Origin of the sequence: Bradyrhizobium sp. B120 (assembly GCF_049075665.1) — a bacterium.
Lineage (GTDB): Bacteria > Pseudomonadota > Alphaproteobacteria > Rhizobiales > Xanthobacteraceae > Bradyrhizobium.
Genome location: NZ_CP185242.1, coordinates 7,976,527 through 7,992,062, shown reverse-complemented (window position 1 = coordinate 7,992,062; position 15,536 = coordinate 7,976,527). Strand labels below are relative to the sequence as shown.

At 64.8% G+C, this 15,536-nt stretch carries 14 protein-coding genes, 1 pseudogene and 1 riboswitch; of the genes and pseudogenes, 6 read left to right on the top strand and 9 right to left on the bottom strand.

Features of this window, described 5'->3' with window-relative positions:
* Positions 1 to 39: 39 nt before the first annotated feature.
* Positions 40 to 1,851: a caspase family protein gene (locus ACOIX3_RS37170; RefSeq protein WP_420966948.1), complete on the bottom strand. Its 1,812-nt coding sequence runs from the start codon at positions 1,849 to 1,851 to the stop codon at positions 40 to 42.
* A gap of 117 nt (positions 1,852 to 1,968) precedes the next feature.
* Complete coding sequence (locus ACOIX3_RS37165; protein WP_420966947.1) at positions 1,969 to 2,574, bottom strand: gamma-glutamylcyclotransferase; 606 nt, start codon at positions 2,572 to 2,574, stop codon at positions 1,969 to 1,971.
* Positions 2,575 to 2,750: 176 nt separating this feature from the next.
* Between ACOIX3_RS37165 and ACOIX3_RS37160 the strand changes: the two genes are divergently transcribed.
* Positions 2,751 to 3,938 (top strand): DUF2125 domain-containing protein, encoded by a 1,188-nt coding sequence (locus tag ACOIX3_RS37160; protein ID WP_420966946.1) that lies wholly within the window; start codon positions 2,751 to 2,753, stop codon positions 3,936 to 3,938.
* A 110-nt stretch (positions 3,939 to 4,048) separates the two neighbouring features.
* Here the strand turns inward: ACOIX3_RS37160 and ACOIX3_RS37155 are convergent, their stop codons facing one another.
* Positions 4,049 to 4,366: an antibiotic biosynthesis monooxygenase family protein gene (locus ACOIX3_RS37155; RefSeq protein WP_420966945.1), complete on the bottom strand. Its 318-nt coding sequence runs from the start codon at positions 4,364 to 4,366 to the stop codon at positions 4,049 to 4,051.
* Between the two features lie 316 nt (positions 4,367 to 4,682).
* Here ACOIX3_RS37155 and ACOIX3_RS37150 point away from each other — a divergent pair, with 316 nt between their 5' ends.
* Together ACOIX3_RS37150 and ACOIX3_RS37145 are read left to right on the top strand one after the other, a co-directional pair.
* Positions 4,683 to 6,251 carry a hypothetical protein gene (locus tag ACOIX3_RS37150; protein ID WP_420966944.1) on the top strand — a complete coding sequence of 523 codons (1,569 nt, stop codon included), beginning with the start codon at positions 4,683 to 4,685 and terminating at the stop codon, positions 6,249 to 6,251.
* A gap of 218 nt (positions 6,252 to 6,469) precedes the next feature.
* Positions 6,470 to 6,949, top strand: coding sequence for a hypothetical protein (locus ACOIX3_RS37145; RefSeq protein WP_420966943.1), 480 nt, complete (start codon positions 6,470 to 6,472; stop codon positions 6,947 to 6,949).
* 245 nt (positions 6,950 to 7,194) lie between these two features.
* On the opposite strand, the gene ACOIX3_RS37140 is transcribed toward ACOIX3_RS37145, so the two are convergent.
* From ACOIX3_RS37140 to ACOIX3_RS37130, 3 genes and pseudogenes are all read right to left on the bottom strand, one after another.
* Positions 7,195 to 7,575, bottom strand: a complete 381-nt coding sequence (locus tag ACOIX3_RS37140; RefSeq protein WP_420966942.1) for a DUF1330 domain-containing protein — start codon at positions 7,573 to 7,575, stop codon at positions 7,195 to 7,197.
* A gap of 242 nt (positions 7,576 to 7,817) precedes the next feature.
* Positions 7,818 to 7,937 (bottom strand): annotated as a pseudogene (locus ACOIX3_RS37135) (prephenate/arogenate dehydrogenase family protein); the annotation flags it as partial.
* 47 nt (positions 7,938 to 7,984) lie between these two features.
* The gene (locus ACOIX3_RS37130) at positions 7,985 to 8,674 is read right to left on the bottom strand and encodes an outer membrane protein (protein WP_420966941.1); all 690 of its coding nucleotides are present in this window, start codon (positions 8,672 to 8,674) and stop codon (positions 7,985 to 7,987) included.
* Positions 8,675 to 8,931: 257 nt separating this feature from the next.
* Here ACOIX3_RS37130 and ACOIX3_RS37125 point away from each other — a divergent pair, with 257 nt between their 5' ends.
* Positions 8,932 to 9,993: a MerR family transcriptional regulator gene (locus ACOIX3_RS37125; RefSeq protein ID WP_420966940.1), complete on the top strand. Its 1,062-nt coding sequence runs from the start codon at positions 8,932 to 8,934 to the stop codon at positions 9,991 to 9,993.
* 329 nt (positions 9,994 to 10,322) lie between these two features.
* Here ACOIX3_RS37125 and ACOIX3_RS37120 read toward each other — a convergent pair whose 3' ends face one another.
* The 3 genes from ACOIX3_RS37120 to ACOIX3_RS37110 are packed head-to-tail and all read right to left on the bottom strand — an operon-like array spanning position 10,323 to position 13,231.
* On the bottom strand, positions 10,323 to 11,255 hold the full coding sequence (locus ACOIX3_RS37120; protein WP_420966939.1) for a prephenate/arogenate dehydrogenase family protein: 933 nt from the start codon (positions 11,253 to 11,255) through the stop codon (positions 10,323 to 10,325).
* Between the two features lie 8 nt (positions 11,256 to 11,263).
* Entirely contained in the window at positions 11,264 to 12,361 is a 1,098-nt protein-coding gene (hisC, locus tag ACOIX3_RS37115; protein ID WP_420966938.1) for a histidinol-phosphate transaminase, read from the bottom strand.
* Between the two features lie 24 nt (positions 12,362 to 12,385).
* A complete protein-coding gene (locus ACOIX3_RS37110) occupies positions 12,386 to 13,231 on the bottom strand; it encodes a chorismate mutase (RefSeq protein WP_420966937.1) in 846 nt (281 codons plus the stop codon).
* 186 nt (positions 13,232 to 13,417) lie between these two features.
* Positions 13,418 to 13,497: riboswitch (SAM riboswitch) on the top strand.
* Between the two features lie 84 nt (positions 13,498 to 13,581).
* Between ACOIX3_RS37110 and metX the strand changes: the two genes are divergently transcribed.
* Together metX and metW are read left to right on the top strand one after the other, a co-directional pair.
* Positions 13,582 to 14,787, top strand: a complete 1,206-nt coding sequence (gene metX, locus ACOIX3_RS37105) for a homoserine O-acetyltransferase MetX (protein ID WP_420966936.1) — start codon at positions 13,582 to 13,584, stop codon at positions 14,785 to 14,787.
* Positions 14,784 to 15,449 carry a methionine biosynthesis protein MetW gene (metW, locus tag ACOIX3_RS37100; RefSeq protein ID WP_342726267.1) on the top strand — a complete coding sequence of 222 codons (666 nt, stop codon included), beginning with the start codon at positions 14,784 to 14,786 and terminating at the stop codon, positions 15,447 to 15,449. Before metX ends, metW begins: the two co-directional genes overlap by 4 nt.
* The last annotated feature ends 87 nt before the right edge of the window (positions 15,450 to 15,536 follow it).

Genomic DNA, 15,536 nt, shown 5'->3' with positions numbered 1-15,536 from the left:
TATTCCCGATCGCATCGCTCTCGACCGCGCGGACACGGATTACTTCGCCGCATTCTGGCTCGCGCTGACAAAGTAGAAATCCTCAGCTCCCGGGACCGAACCGTAGCTGAAGGGCTGCTGGCGCCGATCCGTCGCCGCCATGACGTCGTCGCGCACCAGGTCGAACAGCTTGCGGATCTCGATCCGAGGGGTCTGCATGCGCTTGATCAGGGCGGTCACGAACGGGCTGTGACCGCCGTCGCCGTCGAGCGCGACCTGGCCGTGTTTGGCGGCGTAGACCACGAGCGTGCCGCTGTCGGGCTCGACCTGGGCCAATCCCCTGCCGATCGAGCGTGATGCGACAGTGCGCTTGATCTGGTTGGCGAACGGATTGTCGCGGCAGGCATCGAGGATGACGAGGTGCAGCTTGCGCGCCCCTTCGGTGGCGCCCATCACCTGGGTCAGGGCGACGGCCTCGAACGACACGTCGCGGTCGGTCGCGAGTTTGGCGTCGACCGGCACCAGATAGTTCTCGCCCGCCATCTCCATGCCGTGCCCGGCATAGTAGATCACGGCCCAGTCGGCGCCGTCGGCCGCGTTGGCGAATGATTTGAGGGCTTCGACCAGGCTGTCGCGCGTGGCATCGGTGACGAGGCGGACATCCTGAAAGCCCACCGCGCGCAGCGTGTCGGCAATCGCCGCAGCGTCCTGGCCGGGGTTTGGCAGCACCGGGACGGAGCGATATTTCGAGTTGCCCACGACGAGAGCGATGCGCCGTTCGGTTGTCGTTGCCTTCGGGCCTGCGCCGATCGGCGCGACTGGAACGGCCGCGGCGAGCGCGGGGGCAGGATTGGCCGGGTCAGGTTTGGCCGCGGCGTGATCGGCGACGACGCTCTTGTCCGTGGCGGCGACCTGATCCAGCCGGCGCAAACCTTCCCTGGCGACGCGCTGGCCCTGGGTGCGGTCGAGCTGATCGAGGCCGATGACATCGAGCGCATGCTGGAAGTCGGCGCGCGCGGCGTCGATATCGCCCTTCTTCTCGTCGGTGAGGCCGCGCCGTGCGTAATTCAGCGCGCCCTGTGCATTGAGTTGCGTGGCGTGGTCGTAGTCGCGCATGGCCTGGTCGGACTCGCCTCTGCTGGCGAGCGTCAGGCCGCGCAGCGAGTAGAACTCGGCTTGCCCATCCTGGATGCCGATCGCGCGTTCGATATCGCGCGCCGCATTGTCGAGATCGCCGGCGCTGATCTCGACCACGGCCCGGCAATAATAGGGGCCGGCTGCGCGCGGCGCGAGCTTGATCGCATCCTGGCAATGCAGCGCCGCGAGCCGGTCCTTGCCGCTGAAATCATAGACCAGCGCGCGATTGACATAGGCGTACCACGAGTTGGGATCGAGTTCGATGGACTTGCCGTAATCGGCCAGCGCGCGATCATAGTCCCCGGTGGCAACGAACAGCTCGGCGCGATTGTTGAACCAGCCGGCGCTGAACGGACCGGCCGGCTTGAGCCGGATCGCCTGATCGAAGTCGCTCAGTGCACGATCATAGGCCTGGTTCTGTAGATAGATCTTGGCCCGCTGGCCGTAGGAGGGCGCAAACGACGGATTGATCGCGATCGACTGATCGTAATCCGATTTGGCTTTTGCCAGCTCGCCCTTGTTATGCCAGGCCAGCGCCCGGTTGTAATAGGTGATCGAAAGGTCGCGTCCCCTGGGATTGGCCGCGATCAGGCGGGTGCAGGCGGGGATCGCGAACTCCGGGCGCGGATCCTTGGCGTCGCACGCCGCGCCATCCTCTCTCAGACCCGCATACGACGGTGAGTTCAGCAGCAACAGCAGGCCGAGTGCGGCGAGCTTGGGCAATGAGGGGCGCATTCCAGTCGTTCCATTCCAGCGACCGGAAATTGAAACCACAATGTTGTTCGCGCCGTGGCAAAATTCCGCGAACCGGTTCCTCAATGCGCGAGATCGACGCCAATAGCGCGGCCGCACTCAGGCCTGGTCGAGCCCGCCCGCCGCACGTGCATCGCGATGCAGCGGGCCGGAATCATGCAGCATCGTCGCGAGCTGGTGCAGTTGGGTGTCGCGAAAGCCCTGCTTCTCGACCGCCGCGACGGTCGAGAGCACATAGTCGCGGTTGTTGCCGGAGCGGCCATGGCCCTGCTGCACCAGCCGCAGTTGCTCGGAGAGCGACAGCCGTCCGGCATATTGCACATGGCCGCGATCGACCACATAGGCCAGCGCACTGACGCGCTCGCGCGCCGCGTTCTCCAGCCACACCGAGCGCATCACCTCGCGATAGACGTTGGTGGTCTGCTCGCGCGCCCGCAAATAGGCGATGGTGTCGTGGCGCAGGCGGGCGGCGACGCGGAACGCGATGCCGCGGCAAGCGCCGCCGCGGTCGAGCCCGAGCACCAGGCCCGGCTTCTCCGGCGTGCCGCGGTGGTCGAACGAATAGACGCAGAGCGCGCGGTGCTCGCCGATCAGCCGTGCCGGCACCTGCTCCAGGAACTCGAAGCCCGGCTTCCACATCAGCGAGCCGTAGCCGAACACCCAGAGGTCGCCGTCGGTTTCGGAATCGGGAGGATTTGCTGACATCGCGCAGATGGGCTAGCAGAACACGCCGTCGAAGCGAAGCAGATTCCGTGATGTTTCCAAGGGTTACCTGAGGGTTACGCAAAGGTTGCGCGAGGATTGCGCAGGCGATGTGTAAGGGTTGCCCGCGGCTTGCTGCCGCTTCGATTTTGACAAATTCGCCCGCCAAAGGACGCCGCATGTCCGATTTGAACTCAGCTCCCCGCCGTCGCTCGCGCTTCGGCCTCTATGCCGTCCCTGTCGTGGTCCTGATCGCCGCGGTGCTGTGGAGCGGCTTCTGGTTCTTCGCCGCCTCGCAGGTCGGCGTGCAGGCCGATGCCTGGCGCGCGCAGGAGGCCAAGGCCGGCCGGGTCTATGATTGCGACAAGCGCTCGGTGGCGGGTTACCCGTTCCGGCTCGAAATCCGCTGCGAGCAGCCCAGCGTGATGCTGGTGTCGCAGACCGCCTCGCCGCAAATGTCGTTCGTGGCACGGCTGGTCGAGATCCTGGTCGTGGCGCAGATCTATGATCCCAAGCTTGTGATCGCGGAGTTCAAGGGCCCGGCCACGATCGCCGAGCGCAACGCGCAGCCGACACTGTCGGTGAACTGGAGTCTCGGCCGCAGCAGCGTGGTCGGCCTGCCGGCGGTGCCGCAGCGCGCCTCGCTGGTGTTCGACAATCTCGCCATCGACCGCACCGGCGGTCCCGCGCCGACGCCGCTGATGCGCGTCAACCACATCGAGCTGCACGGCAGGCAGGTCGAAGGCTCGGCGCCGGACAGCCCCGCGATCGAGACCGTGCTGCAGATCGCCGGCGGCACCCTGCAGGACGTGCATCCGCTGCTCACCCAGCCGTTCAACGCCGACATCCACGCGCGGCTGAATGGCCTGAAGGATTTCTCGCCGAAGCCGTGGCCGGATCGCTTCCGCGAGATCCAGGCGGCCGGCGGCAGCGTCGAGATCCAGCAGTCGCGGATCGAGCAGGGCGACGTCCTTTCGGTCGCGGCCGGCACGCTCCGCCTCAACGCGCAAGGCCGCATCGAGGGCGAGTTGCAGATGACGGTCGCCGGCCTCGAGCGCGTCATCCCTGCTCTCGGCATCGACAAGATGCTCGAGGAGGGCGTGCCGCAGTCCACGCTCGATCGCGTCGCACCGGGCGTGAAGAGCCAGGACCTCAGCAATCTGTTCGGCGCGCTGGACCGCGCGATCCCCGGCCTCGGCAAGGTGATCAAGCAGAACGCCAATGCCGGCATCTCCGCCGGCATCAATTCGCTCGGCACCGAGGCGACGCTCGAAGGCAAGAAGGCGCGCAGCTTCCCGCTGCGCTTCACCGACGGCGCGGTGTTTTTGGGTCCGCTGAAAGTCGCGCAGATTCCGCCGCTGTTCTGAGCGGCGCAGCTCGAGTAGGGCGGGTTAGGCGAAGCCGTAACCCGCCCTAGCAAGCCAACCAAACATGGCGGATTGCGCTGTGCTAATCCGGCCTACGCACCTGGGCATCGTCAGGAATGCTCAAACGGGCCGACTTCGCGGATCACCTTGCAGATCTGCAGGAAGCCGCTGGCGTAGAATTCGGCATGTCCGCGCTGCATGGTTTCGACGTGGTCCGGATGATGGCGCCAGGCTTCGAGCGCTTCTTCCGAGGCAAAGCGAAACAGGGTGAGCTCCTCGCCATCTGCCGCCTTGAACGATTTCACCGACAGGAATCCCGGAAGGCGGCTGACGATTTCGTACATGCGCTCGCCCAGCCGGTTGTACTCCTCGAGCGAGGCGCCATCCCGTAACTTCAGGTCACCGACCACAATGACTTCACCGATCATCTTGCTGTCCTTCGTCCATCGCATGTCCATGGCAGCCTGAAACGGGTGCCGAACGACAATTCGGTCTCGTGACCGGTGTTGTTACACGTCCGCGATCGCGCGCCGCCGGCTGAGAGGCGAATTGTGCTGCGCAAAATCCACCCTCCGCACTGCGCGGACTCCTTAATCCCTCGCGCGCGAGATCGTCCGTCGCGGCAAAACATTCCCGCGGCCGCGATGAGAAAAACGTGACCGGAATATTGCGGGCCGCCGCGAATATCAGTCCCCGAATACCGCTCTCTCTCGCCTGAGGAAACAACCTCGTGTGGAGGAAGCGATGCGAATTCTCGGGGGGATTCTGCTCGGCAGCGTGCTGTTGTCGGCAGGTCCAGCGTTGGCGGACGACGATGCGTCGGAGCTGAAGGCGTTGAAGGCACGCCTCAAGCAGCTCGAACAGAAAATGGAAGTGCAGGCGCGCAAGGAGGAGGCGCTGGCGGCAAGACAGAGCGCAATGCAGAACACGCACATGGCGGCCAAGGCGCCGGTGCCGTTCGATCCCTGCGCATCGGGCAAGCTTTGCTACAAGGGCGTCACCTTCACCTTCGGCGGCTGGGTCGATCTCACCGGCATCTATCGCACCCGCAATCTTGCCTCCGACACCGGCTCGGTCTACGCCTTCATTCCGTTCCCGCAGAGCAAGAACTTCAACACCGGCGAGTCGCGCTTCTCGGCGCGGCAGACCCGCTTCTCGGTGCTTGCCGAAGCCGAAGTCTTCGCCAACACCCGCGTCGCCGGCTACGGCGAAATGGATTTCGAAGGCGCGGCGCAGACCGCGAACTCGGTCGCCACCAACTCGTTCAACCCGCGGCTGCGTCAGGCCAGCGTCGAGGTCAGCCGCACCGATCTCGGCCTGCATGTGCTTGCCGGTCAGAGCTGGTCGCTGAATGCGCCGAGCAAGTCCGGCATCGATCCGCGCGGGGTCGATGCGCCCGGCGTGATCGATTTCGAATCGGTGCCCGGCTTCCTTGCGGCGCGGCAGCCCGGCATTCGCGTCTGGCAGGACATCGGGCCCGAATTCAAGCTCGCGGTCTCGGCGGAAAACCCGCAGACCTCGTTCTTCGGCGGCAACACGCCGCTGGTCGGTACGCCCGCGGCCGGCCCGCAGGGCGTGCTCAACCCGAACCTCCTGGTCAACCTCACCGGGCCGGGCGGCAGCTTCTTCAACAACGCCAACAATGTCAGCCTCAATCACGTGCCTGATTTCACCGTGAAGGGTGCGTGGGATCCGCGGCTCGGACCCTACAAGCTGCATGTCGAGGGCTGGGCGATGTATCGCGACTTCTACGATCGCTTCAACTTCGCCAATCACGACGTCAACACTGTGAGCTTCGGCGGGCATTTCTCGGCGGAGATCGTGCCGCAGCTCTTGGAGCTGCAGGGCTCGGCGTCGCACGGCGCGCTCGGCCGCTTCACGGCGACGCCGTTCCCGGATGCGACGGTGCGCCAGGACGGCTCGATCCAGCCGCTGCCAATCACGGCGTTCCTGCTCGGCACGGTCTGGCACACCACGCCGTCGCTCGATCTCTATGCCTATGCCGGCCTCGAGAAGACCAAGGCGACGTTCTCCAATGTCGGCACGGTGCCGTTCGGCTACGGCAATCCGCTTTACAACAATCTCGGCTGCAACATCGAGAACTCGCCGGCGGCGACCTGCAACGGCAACACTTCGGAGGTCAGGCAATACACGGTCGGTTTCTACGACACGATCTTCAAGGGCGATTACGGGGCGATCAAGGCCGGCGTGCAGTATTCCTATAACCAGCGCTTCGCCTTCCAAGGCGTCGGCGGCGCGCCGAAGACCGACGACCACATCGTCATGACCCAGGTCCGCTACTACCCGTTCTAAAGCGTCGAGTAGCAATTCGGTCGCGAGAAGGTGTGAACCTATCAACCCCGTCATTGCGAGGAGCGATAGCGACGAAGCAATCCATCGGAGTACTTGGAGCGCGATGGATTGCTTCGCTCCGCTCGCAATGACGAGACAGATCAGTTCACAGCCTCCGCGGACCCAAGCGCCGGTAAGGGAGACAGCAGATGAGGATCGTGAGCAGAAAGGAGAGGGCCGTGATCGCCCGCGAACTGATGATGGTCAGCCGCGCCGCGCATGTGTTGCAGCGAACCGGTCTGGCGATGGCCGGCGCCATGGGCGGCACCTTCGTCGCCGCCCAGCTCGCGAAGGGGCACATTGCTTTCTTCGGTACGCTTGCGTTCATCGTGACGACGATCGTGATCGGTGCCGTCGGCTTCTATCTCGGCGTCGATATTCCAAGGCCGGCCTTGCGCGCCACGGGGCGCATCGATGCCGTCGAGCTGATGAGCGCGGGCGGCATCTTCCTCGCCGCGCTGGCTGCGCTGGTGTCGGTCTACGGCATCGTATTCGACGAGATTCCGCCGCGCGCCTGGGAGTTCGTGATCGGCTCGTGGTGGTTCGGCGGCGACGTCATGCTGGCAACCGCCGGCCTCGTCGGCCGCCAGCGGATGACCCAGAAGGTTGCACCGATGTCGGCGGCGGGGCCGATCCGGGATCAACGGTTGCGGCGGTGAGCCACGCGGGTAACTGCACTGCTGGATGTTGGCTCAGTGGCTATTTCGGGATGACCTGTGCATGATGAAGGATCATCAGCCAGCGGTCAGCTTCCTTTCAAAAAGATTGGTGACGAAGTCCTTGATATCGAGAGGGTCGCCGCCAGCCTTCAAGTGCAGCGTCGCCTTCTCCAGACCTCAGACCCGGGCGAATTTCCCGTCCGTTTGGATCTCCGTCACCGAAGTCATTTGAGCCTCAAGCTTGGCTACTTTTCGGTTTCGACGACGTACCGCCGTATGACCTTGGTTGCCTTGTCCCGCTGGGGTGCAAGGTCCGACCAGGCCTTCGACTTGTAGAATGCTACTGCGTCATCCATGCTGTCCCATTCGACGATCGCCGCACTCTTGGGAGGCGGTCCCCCCTCGATTTGAACAACCCGTCCGGCTGCGGTGCGCAAGGCTCGACCATGGGCTGCCTCTATCGCCTTCCGGGCGACCGGGAGGTAAGCGGCCTGGGCTGAAGGGTCGAGCACTTCAACTTCGCTGACAGTGTAAGCTTTCAGCTTGGCTCCTTGGGCGTGGAGTCCGTGGACTGCGATGGCTCCGATGGTGACACCTGCGAGCAATGCCATTGCAAAAGCTTTCATGACTGACTCTCCGGTTGCCTTGCCGATAATCCGGCGGTCAATCGTACTGCTATTTGAGACCGTGCGGTGGGCAATCTAGGATTAGCTCTGGCACCCAACGTCTAGAGGAACGCAACATGATAGCGGCGCCGAAGTATCGGGTGATGACACCGCGTTGTTTGACATCTTGAATCGAGAACCATCCTCAGCGTCGTCCTCGCGAAAGCCAGGACGACGAAGTGGAGAATTCCGCGTGCCTGATCCTACTTCTTCAAATTCGAATGCGGACGGCCGAAGTCGGGCGCGGCGGAATCCCGGCCGATCTCGACGATGCCGCGGCGGATGGCGTGGGTGAAGTGGTCGAACAGCGCTTCGCCGTCGCCCAGCGCAGAAGGTCCGGAGACCCGCATCATGAGTGATCGAAAACGCTCTAGCCACCCCAGCCGAAGCGGTAGTTGAAGCCCACCTTGACGGTATGCTCGTCGTCCCTGAACCGGACGCCGACGATCGTGGCGGGGCCGCCGGCGAAGGTGGTGTTGCCGAAGTTGAAATACTGATACTCGGCCTTCGCGGACCAGTTCCGCGCGAACATGTATTCGAGACCGCCGCCGAGGGTAAAGCCGCTCCGGTGACTGCCATTGGTCGCAACGACCACCGGAATTCCGCCGGAGCCGGCGCCGATATTGAGGTTGTCGCGGACGGCGTAACCGCCCTTGGCGTAGAGAAGCGCCGGGCCCCAGGCGTGGCCGAGCCGGCCGCTGATCGAGCCAAGCTGATTGCTTGTTACCAGGGTGCCTGCCGGAAGAGCCGAGCCTTTGCCACCGTTGCCGGTGAGCCCGCTGAACTGAACCTCGGCACCGATCACCCAGCTCGATGCGAACTGGTAGTCGAAGCCACCCTGCAAGCCGCCCAGGAAGCGGCCCTTGTCCCCGCCGAGGCTGTTGTTGCCCGCGAAGGCGCCACCGACGTGGCCGCCGATATAGAAGCCGGTCCAGTTATAGACCGCCTCCGGCGCCGCATAGGCCGGCGCCTTCGGATAGGTTCGCGCCGGAAGATCGGCCGCGAACGCGGGAGCCGCGCAGGCGATACCAGCGACCGCACCGAGCAGAAGCTTTTTCATGAGATTGGTTTCCCGTTGTTGTGGTTGTGTGGCGAGGCTGGAGGACCGTCGTTCATGCGTTCGGGTCTTGTGGCTGCTTGTGCATTGAAGGGTCTTCCTGGCCCGCTTCTGACCTATGACCTTGGGACCGGCTCAAGCGGTTTATCTCCTGCCGCGCCGAAAAAGGCCTTGAGCCGGACCTAAGGTCACACCGTAAAGTACCGGCGAAAGGGCCTCCGTCGATGAACGAGCCGAGAGACAAAGCCGACAATGACGTTTTGCTGACCGCGGCAGAGTGCGCGGCTCGCATCGGACTCACGGTACGCGGACTTCGGCTCTATGAGAGCCGCGGCCTGATTTCGCCGCGCCGCACGGCGAAGAGTTGGCGGCTCTATGGGGCTGCGGAGATCAGCCGGCTGCACGAGATCCTCGCGCTAAAGCGAATGGAGCTCAGCCTGGCGCAAATCGCCAGGCTTCTCGAAGGCGGCGCGATCGATCTCGACCGAATCCTGGCCATGCAACAATCGTCGATCCTTCAACTGCGCAACCGCGCCGATGAAGGCCTTGCGCTGGTGAATGTGGCGCGTTTGAAGCTTTCCGCCGGCGGGTCACTCTCGATCGCCGACCTCATTGCGCTGGCCAAAGAGACCAACATGGCCGAAGCATCCTTCGATGCCGTCGCGCAACGGCGCTACGAACAGGCCAGGCCCCGTGCTGCGATTCAGATCGATCCCGGCGTGATGGAGCGCTACGTCGGTCATTTTCGGTTTCAGACCGGCGGGCAGGTGGTGACGATCACACGCGATGGCGGTCATCTGTTCGCGAAGCCGCTCGGACAGTTCGCCTCGGAAATATATCCCGAAAGCGAGCACACGTTTTTTCTCAGGACCACGGCGGCGCAGATTACCTTCGCCGTCGAGCCGGATGGAATCGCGAACGCCCTGACGCTTCATCAGGGCGGGTTGACGCACAACGCGACCCGGATCGACGACCGGCAGGCCCAGGATGAGGCGACCGCGCTGGCAAAGAAGATCGATAACAAGACGCCGTCGCCGGGAACCGAGGAAGCGATCCGCCGCCTGGTCATCCAGCACCAGCAAGGTGCCGTCGACTACGCCGGCATGAGCGACATCATGGCGGCAGTGGCCCGCGAGCAGGCTCCGGCGATCGTCGCCGCGCTGGATCTGGCCGGGGGCATGCAAACGATCAGCTTCAAGGGCGTCGGGCGAGACGGTTGGGATGTCTATGACGTCAACTTCGCCAATGTCGACATGGAATGGCGGATCATTCTGGCATCCGACGGAAAGATCGATGGCGTGTTGCTTCGGTCGCTACCTTGACCAGACGCGATGAAAGCTGCGTCCCCAGTCACACTGTCATCGCCCGGCTCGACCGGGCGCGATCCAGTATTCCAGAGACGTCCGTGCTTGAACCGAGAGGCCGCGGCGTACCGGATCGCCCGGTCGAGCCGGCGATGACACGGCGTGGTGTGACGACTTGAATCGCGATCCACCCTCATCGTCGTCCCTGCGAAAGCAGGGACCCATAACCACGAATGCCAGTTGTCATTGCGATACTGGGTTGACGAGTCCCTCCAACAACATCTGCCGCGGAGTATGGGTCCCTGCTCTCGCAGGGACGACGGAGAGTATGCGGACCGAGCCCTTGCCTACTTCTTCAAATTCGCATGCGGCCGGCCGAAGTCGGGCGCAGCCGAATCCTGGCCGATCTCGACGATGCCGCGGCGGATGGCGCGGGTGCGGGTGAAGTGGTCGAACAGCGCCTCGCCGTCGCCGCGCCGGATCGCGCGGGTCAGCTTCGACAGATCCTCGGTGAAGGTGCCGAGCATCTCGAGCACGGCGTCCTTGTTGGCAAGGAACACGTCGCGCCACATCGTCGGGTCGGACGCTGCGATCCGGGTGAAGTCGCGGAAGCCGCCGGCGGAGAATTTGATGACCTCGGATTCCGTCACCTGCGCCAGCTCGTCGGCGGTGCCGACGATGGTGTAGGCGATCAGATGCGGCAGATGGCTCGTGATCGCGAGCACGAGGTCATGATGATCCGGCGTCATGATCTCGACCTTGGCGCCGAGCGCGGCCCAGAACGCGCGCAGCCGGTCGGTCGCGGCGGGATCGGTGCCTTCGGGGGGGGTCAGGATGCACCAACGGTTGATGAAGAGCTCGGCGAAGCCGGAATCCGGGCCCGAATGCTCGGTGCCGGCCACCGGATGCGCCGGGACGAAGTGCACGCCGGCAGGTAGATGTGGCGCCATGTCCTTGACGACGGCGCCCTTCACCGAGCCGACGTCGGAGATAACGGCGCCGGGCTTGAGATGGCCGGCGATCTCGGCCGCGACCGGACCGCAGGCGCCGACCGGGATGCAGAGGATGACGAGATCGGCATCCTTCACCGCCTCGATATTGGTCTCGACGACGCGATCGACGATGCCGAGCTCGGCGACGCGGGCGCGCGTCTTCTCCGAGCGCGCGGTGGTCACGATCTCGCCGACCAGGCCCTGCGCGCGCGCGCCGCGCGCGATCGAGCCGCCGATCAGGCCGAAGCCGATCAGGGCGATGCGGTTGAAGAGCGGAGCCGTGGTCACGTCGGTGTTCACTTTCCGGCCAGGAAGTCGCGCAGGCCCTCGACCACGAGGCGGTTGGCTTCCTCGGTGCCAATGGTCATGCGCAGCGCATGCGGCAGCTTGTAATTGTTGAGCGCGCGCAGCACGAGGCCGCGCCGCGTGAGATAGGCGTCGGCTTCCGCCGCGGTCTTGCCCGTGTCGGCCGGGAAGTGGATCAGCACGAAATTGGCGACGCTCGGCGTCACCTTGAGCCCGAGCTTGCCGATCTCCTCGGTCAGCCAGTTGCGCCACTGTTCGGTATGCGTCCGCGACATCTGCACATGCGCAGAGTCCTCGATCGCCGCCACCGCCGCCAGCATCGCCGGCGTCGTGACGTTGAACGGACCGCGGATGCGGTTGCAGGCATCGACGATATGCGCTGGACCGAACATCCAGCCGACCCGCAGCGCGGCAAGGCCGTGGATCTTCGAGAAGGTGTGCGTCACCACCGTGTTGTCCGTGGTCGCGACCAGCTCGATGCCGAGCTCGTAGTCGTTGCGCGAGACGTAGTCGGCATAGGCGGCGTCGAGCACCAGCAGCACATGCGACGGGAGTTCGGCGCGCAGCCGCTTGACCTCGTCGAACGGGATGTAGGTGCCGGTCGGGTTGTTCGGGTTGGCGAGCCAGACCAGTTTCGTGCGCGGCGTCACCACCTTGAGGATGGCGTCGACATCGGCGGTGAAGTTGGTCTCGGCCGCGATCACGTTCCTGGCGCCGTTCGCCATGGTGGCGATCGGGTAGACCAGGAAGCCGTGGGTAGTCGAGATCGCCTCGTCGCCGGGCGCGAGATAGGTGTGCGCCAGCAGATTGAGGATCTCGTCGGAGCCGGCGCCGCAGATGATGCGGTCGGGATCGAGCCCATAGGCGCGGCCGATCGCCTCGCGCAGCACGCGCGAGGTGCCCTCCGGATAGTCCTCGAGATGGTCAGCCGCGCCCTTGTAGGCCGCGATCGCCTTCGGAGACGGGCCGAACGGCGTCTCGTTGGCGGACAGCTTGAACACCTTGCGGCCCGGTTCCGGCACCGGGCTCTTGCCGGGCGTGTAGGGCGCAATATCGAGGATGCCGGGGTTCGGCACGGGGCGGGACATCATCAACTCCGGATATACAGGCGGCTAGCTTCTGGCCGACCCGTTAGAGGGCACCGTATAGCGCGTTGCGTGGCTGCCGACGAGGGCCGAAGAGCGCACCGAGGCGCCGGCCTCGATCAAGGCGAGCTTGATCTTCTCGAAATCGTGCCCGGTGACCGACACCAGCAGGGCCGCGCCGTCGAAGGCGGTGTCGGGGACCGCGACGATCTCGGCGAGCGGGGCCAGCGCCCTTGCGACATCGGCGTTCCAGCCGGAGACGCGCACGCTCCAGATCTGCACCTCCGTCACCATGGCGTCGTCGGCGACCCGCGAGATCAGGAACACCGGCAGCGCGGCGGGATGGTCGGCGCGTTCGAGGAACGGCAGCCGCGCGATGATCTTCGGCGCGCCATCGGCCTCGAGCGCATTCCACCACGGCGTGCGGCTGGCGATCGCGGAGACCAGCGCGAGGTCGCCCTTCGATTTCGCTGCCGCCTCGACCGCGGCCTGGGCGCTGAAATGCGACACGTAAGGCACCACGAAGCCGAAGTGAAACCGCGCCGAGTCGCGCATCGCGGATTCGCCGACCGAGACATCGGCATGCACCGCGAACGGCGCCTGCACGTAAGTGAAGGTCGAGATGATGACGCGCCAGATGCTCTCGATGGTGTCGAGCGGCAGGATGCCGCGATGGCGCCGCACCAGCTCGCGCATCATGCTGGCCTCGCGCGCCGGGCGGAACGCCGAGCCGACCTCCTGGGTCTTCTTGACCTGGATCAGGCGGTCGATGATGTCGCCGCGCGCCATCAGCAGGCGGTGAACCTGCTCGTCGATCGCATCGATCTCCTTGCGCAGCTCCTGCAGCGAGGGCGGCGGGGGTGGGTTGGACATGCTCTCAAACCTTGTCGTCCGGGCGGCCCGATGCCGTGCCAGACAGGGTCTCTGATTAGGAAAGACGGCCAGCGAAAGCAAAGAGAAACGTCGCAGGCGTGCCTTGCGCATTCGGTTAACCATCGGCGCCCGGCAAGGGGAGGTTCACTGGCCGCCTTGACGACAGGGGGCCTGAGGACTAGGTTCGCTCCACTCCGTGGTCATTTGAGCCGGCCGGCTTGCAGCCACGTTAAACAACTCGCTAAACAGGCCGGGGACAGATCAGCTCCCGGCCGAACCTTGTTCAGGCCGGGTTTTTTATGGCCTGATTTTCTGTTCGAGCCCTCCCGCGCGAGGGCAGGGTCGCCTAGATGAGCAACGTGCGTCCGATCCCGAGCCCGCAAGCCCCGAGCGATGATCGCGCCCATGAGGCCGATCACCCGACGTCATTGGTGGCGAAGTTCGGCATGGATCAGCCGCTGAAGCTGGATTGCGGCGTCGATCTCGCGCCGTTCCAGATCGCGTACCAGACTTATGGCGAGCTCAATGCCGACAGGTCCAACGCGATCCTGATCTGCCACGCGCTGACCGGCGATCAGCACGTCAACAACACCCATCCCGTCACCGGCAAGTCTGGCTGGTGGGACACCATGGTCGGCGCCGGCAAGCCGATCGATCCCGAACAATACTTCATCATCTGCTCCAACGTGATCGGCGGCTGCATGGGCTCGACCGGGCCCGCGTCGCTGAACCCTGCGACCGGCAAGGTGTGGGGGCTCGATTTCCCGATCATCACGATCCCCGACATGGTGCGCGCGCAGGCGATGCTGATCGATCGCCTCGGCATTGCGACGCTGTTCTGCGTGGTCGGCGGCTCGATGGGCGGCATGCAGGTGCTGCAATGGACCGCGGCCTATCCCGAGCGCGTGTTCTCGACGCTCGCGATCGCCTGCTCGACGCGGCACTCGGCGCAGAACATCGCGTTCCACGAGCTCGGCCGCCAGGCCGTGATGGCCGATCCGGATTGGCGCGGCGGCCGCTATGTCGACGAGGACACCCATCCGCATCGCGGACTGGCGGTGGCGCGGATGGCCGCGCACATCACCTATCTCTCGGACGCCGCGCTGCACCGCAAGTTCGGACGGCGGATGCAGGATCGCGAGCTGCCGACCTTCTCGTTCGATGCGGATTTCCAGGTCGAGAGCTATCTGCGCTATCAGGGCTCGTCCTTTGTCGAGCGCTTCGACGCCAACAGCTATCTGTATCTCACGCGCGCGATGGACTATTTCGACATCGCCGCCGATCACAACGGCGCGCTGGCGAATGCGTTCGCCGGCATCAAGACCCGGTTCTGCGTGGTGTCGTTCACCAGCGACTGGCTGTTTCCGACCTCGGAATCGCGCGCGCTGGTGCATGCGCTCAACGCGTCGAGCGCACGGGTGTCGTTCGCCGAAATCGAGACCGATCGCGGCCATGACGCGTTCCTGCTCGACGTGCCGGAATTCCTGGAGATCTCCCGCGCCTTCCTGCAGGCCGCGGGCAAGGCGCGCGGACTGAAGGACAACGGCCAGTCATGAGCATGCAGCAGACATTGCCCTTGCCGGGCGTCGCGCCGGAGCGGACCGGCGGCTATCGCACCGATCACCTCTTGGTCGCCGACATGGTGCGGCCGGGCTCGCGCGTGCTCGACGTCGGCTGCGGCGACGGCGAACTGCTGCAGCTCTTGGAGAGCCGCGGCATCGACGGCCGCGGCATCGAGCTGTCGCGCGAGGGCGTCAATGGCTGCGTCGCCAAGGGCCTCGCGGTGGTGCAGGGCGATGCCGACACCGACCTCGTCAACTATCCCGATGACGCGTTCGACTATGTGATCCTGTCGCAGACCCTGCAGGCGACGCGGCAGCCCAAGGTGGTGCTGGAGAATTTGCTGCGGATCGGCCAGCGCGCCATCGTCTCGTTCCCGAATTTCGGATTCTGGAAGATGCGGCTGCAGCTGCTGGTCGGCGGTCACATGCCACGCACCGAGAATCTGCCGGCGAGCTGGTACGACACGTCCAACATCCATTTCTGCACCATCAAGGACTTCGTGCAGCTCTGCGAGGAGATCAACGTCAAGATGGAGCGCGCGGTGGCGCTCGATCTCTACGGCCGCCCGGTGCCGCTCAACCTGCCCTGGTGGGTGTGGAACATGTTCGGCGAGCAGGGCGTGTTCCTGCTCAGCCGGGGCGAGAAGGCGAAGTGACGGCTGCGCGATAATGTACTTTCGTCATTCCGGGGCGATGCGCAGCATCGAACCCGGAATCCATTTATCCACGAAGTCTGCGGCCAA

Coding starts and splice junctions, on each gene's coding strand:
- ACOIX3_RS37170 (WP_420966948.1), bottom strand. CDS start 1,851: ATGCGCCCCTCATTGCCCAAGCTCGCCGCACTCGGCCTGCTGTTGCTG.
- ACOIX3_RS37165 (WP_420966947.1), bottom strand. CDS start 2,574: ATGTCAGCAAATCCTCCCGATTCCGAAACCGACGGCGACCTCTGGGTG.
- ACOIX3_RS37160 (WP_420966946.1), top strand. CDS start 2,751: ATGTCCGATTTGAACTCAGCTCCCCGCCGTCGCTCGCGCTTCGGCCTC.
- ACOIX3_RS37155 (WP_420966945.1), bottom strand. CDS start 4,366: ATGATCGGTGAAGTCATTGTGGTCGGTGACCTGAAGTTACGGGATGGC.
- ACOIX3_RS37150 (WP_420966944.1), top strand. CDS start 4,683: ATGCGAATTCTCGGGGGGATTCTGCTCGGCAGCGTGCTGTTGTCGGCA.
- ACOIX3_RS37140 (WP_420966942.1), bottom strand. CDS start 7,575: ATGAAAGCTTTTGCAATGGCATTGCTCGCAGGTGTCACCATCGGAGCC.
- ACOIX3_RS37130 (WP_420966941.1), bottom strand. CDS start 8,674: ATGAAAAAGCTTCTGCTCGGTGCGGTCGCTGGTATCGCCTGCGCGGCT.
- hisC (WP_420966938.1), bottom strand. CDS start 12,361: ATGTCCCGCCCCGTGCCGAACCCCGGCATCCTCGATATTGCGCCCTAC.
- ACOIX3_RS37110 (WP_420966937.1), bottom strand. CDS start 13,231: ATGTCCAACCCACCCCCGCCGCCCTCGCTGCAGGAGCTGCGCAAGGAG.
- metX (WP_420966936.1), top strand. CDS start 13,582: ATGAGCAACGTGCGTCCGATCCCGAGCCCGCAAGCCCCGAGCGATGAT.
- metW (WP_342726267.1), top strand. CDS start 14,784: ATGAGCATGCAGCAGACATTGCCCTTGCCGGGCGTCGCGCCGGAGCGG.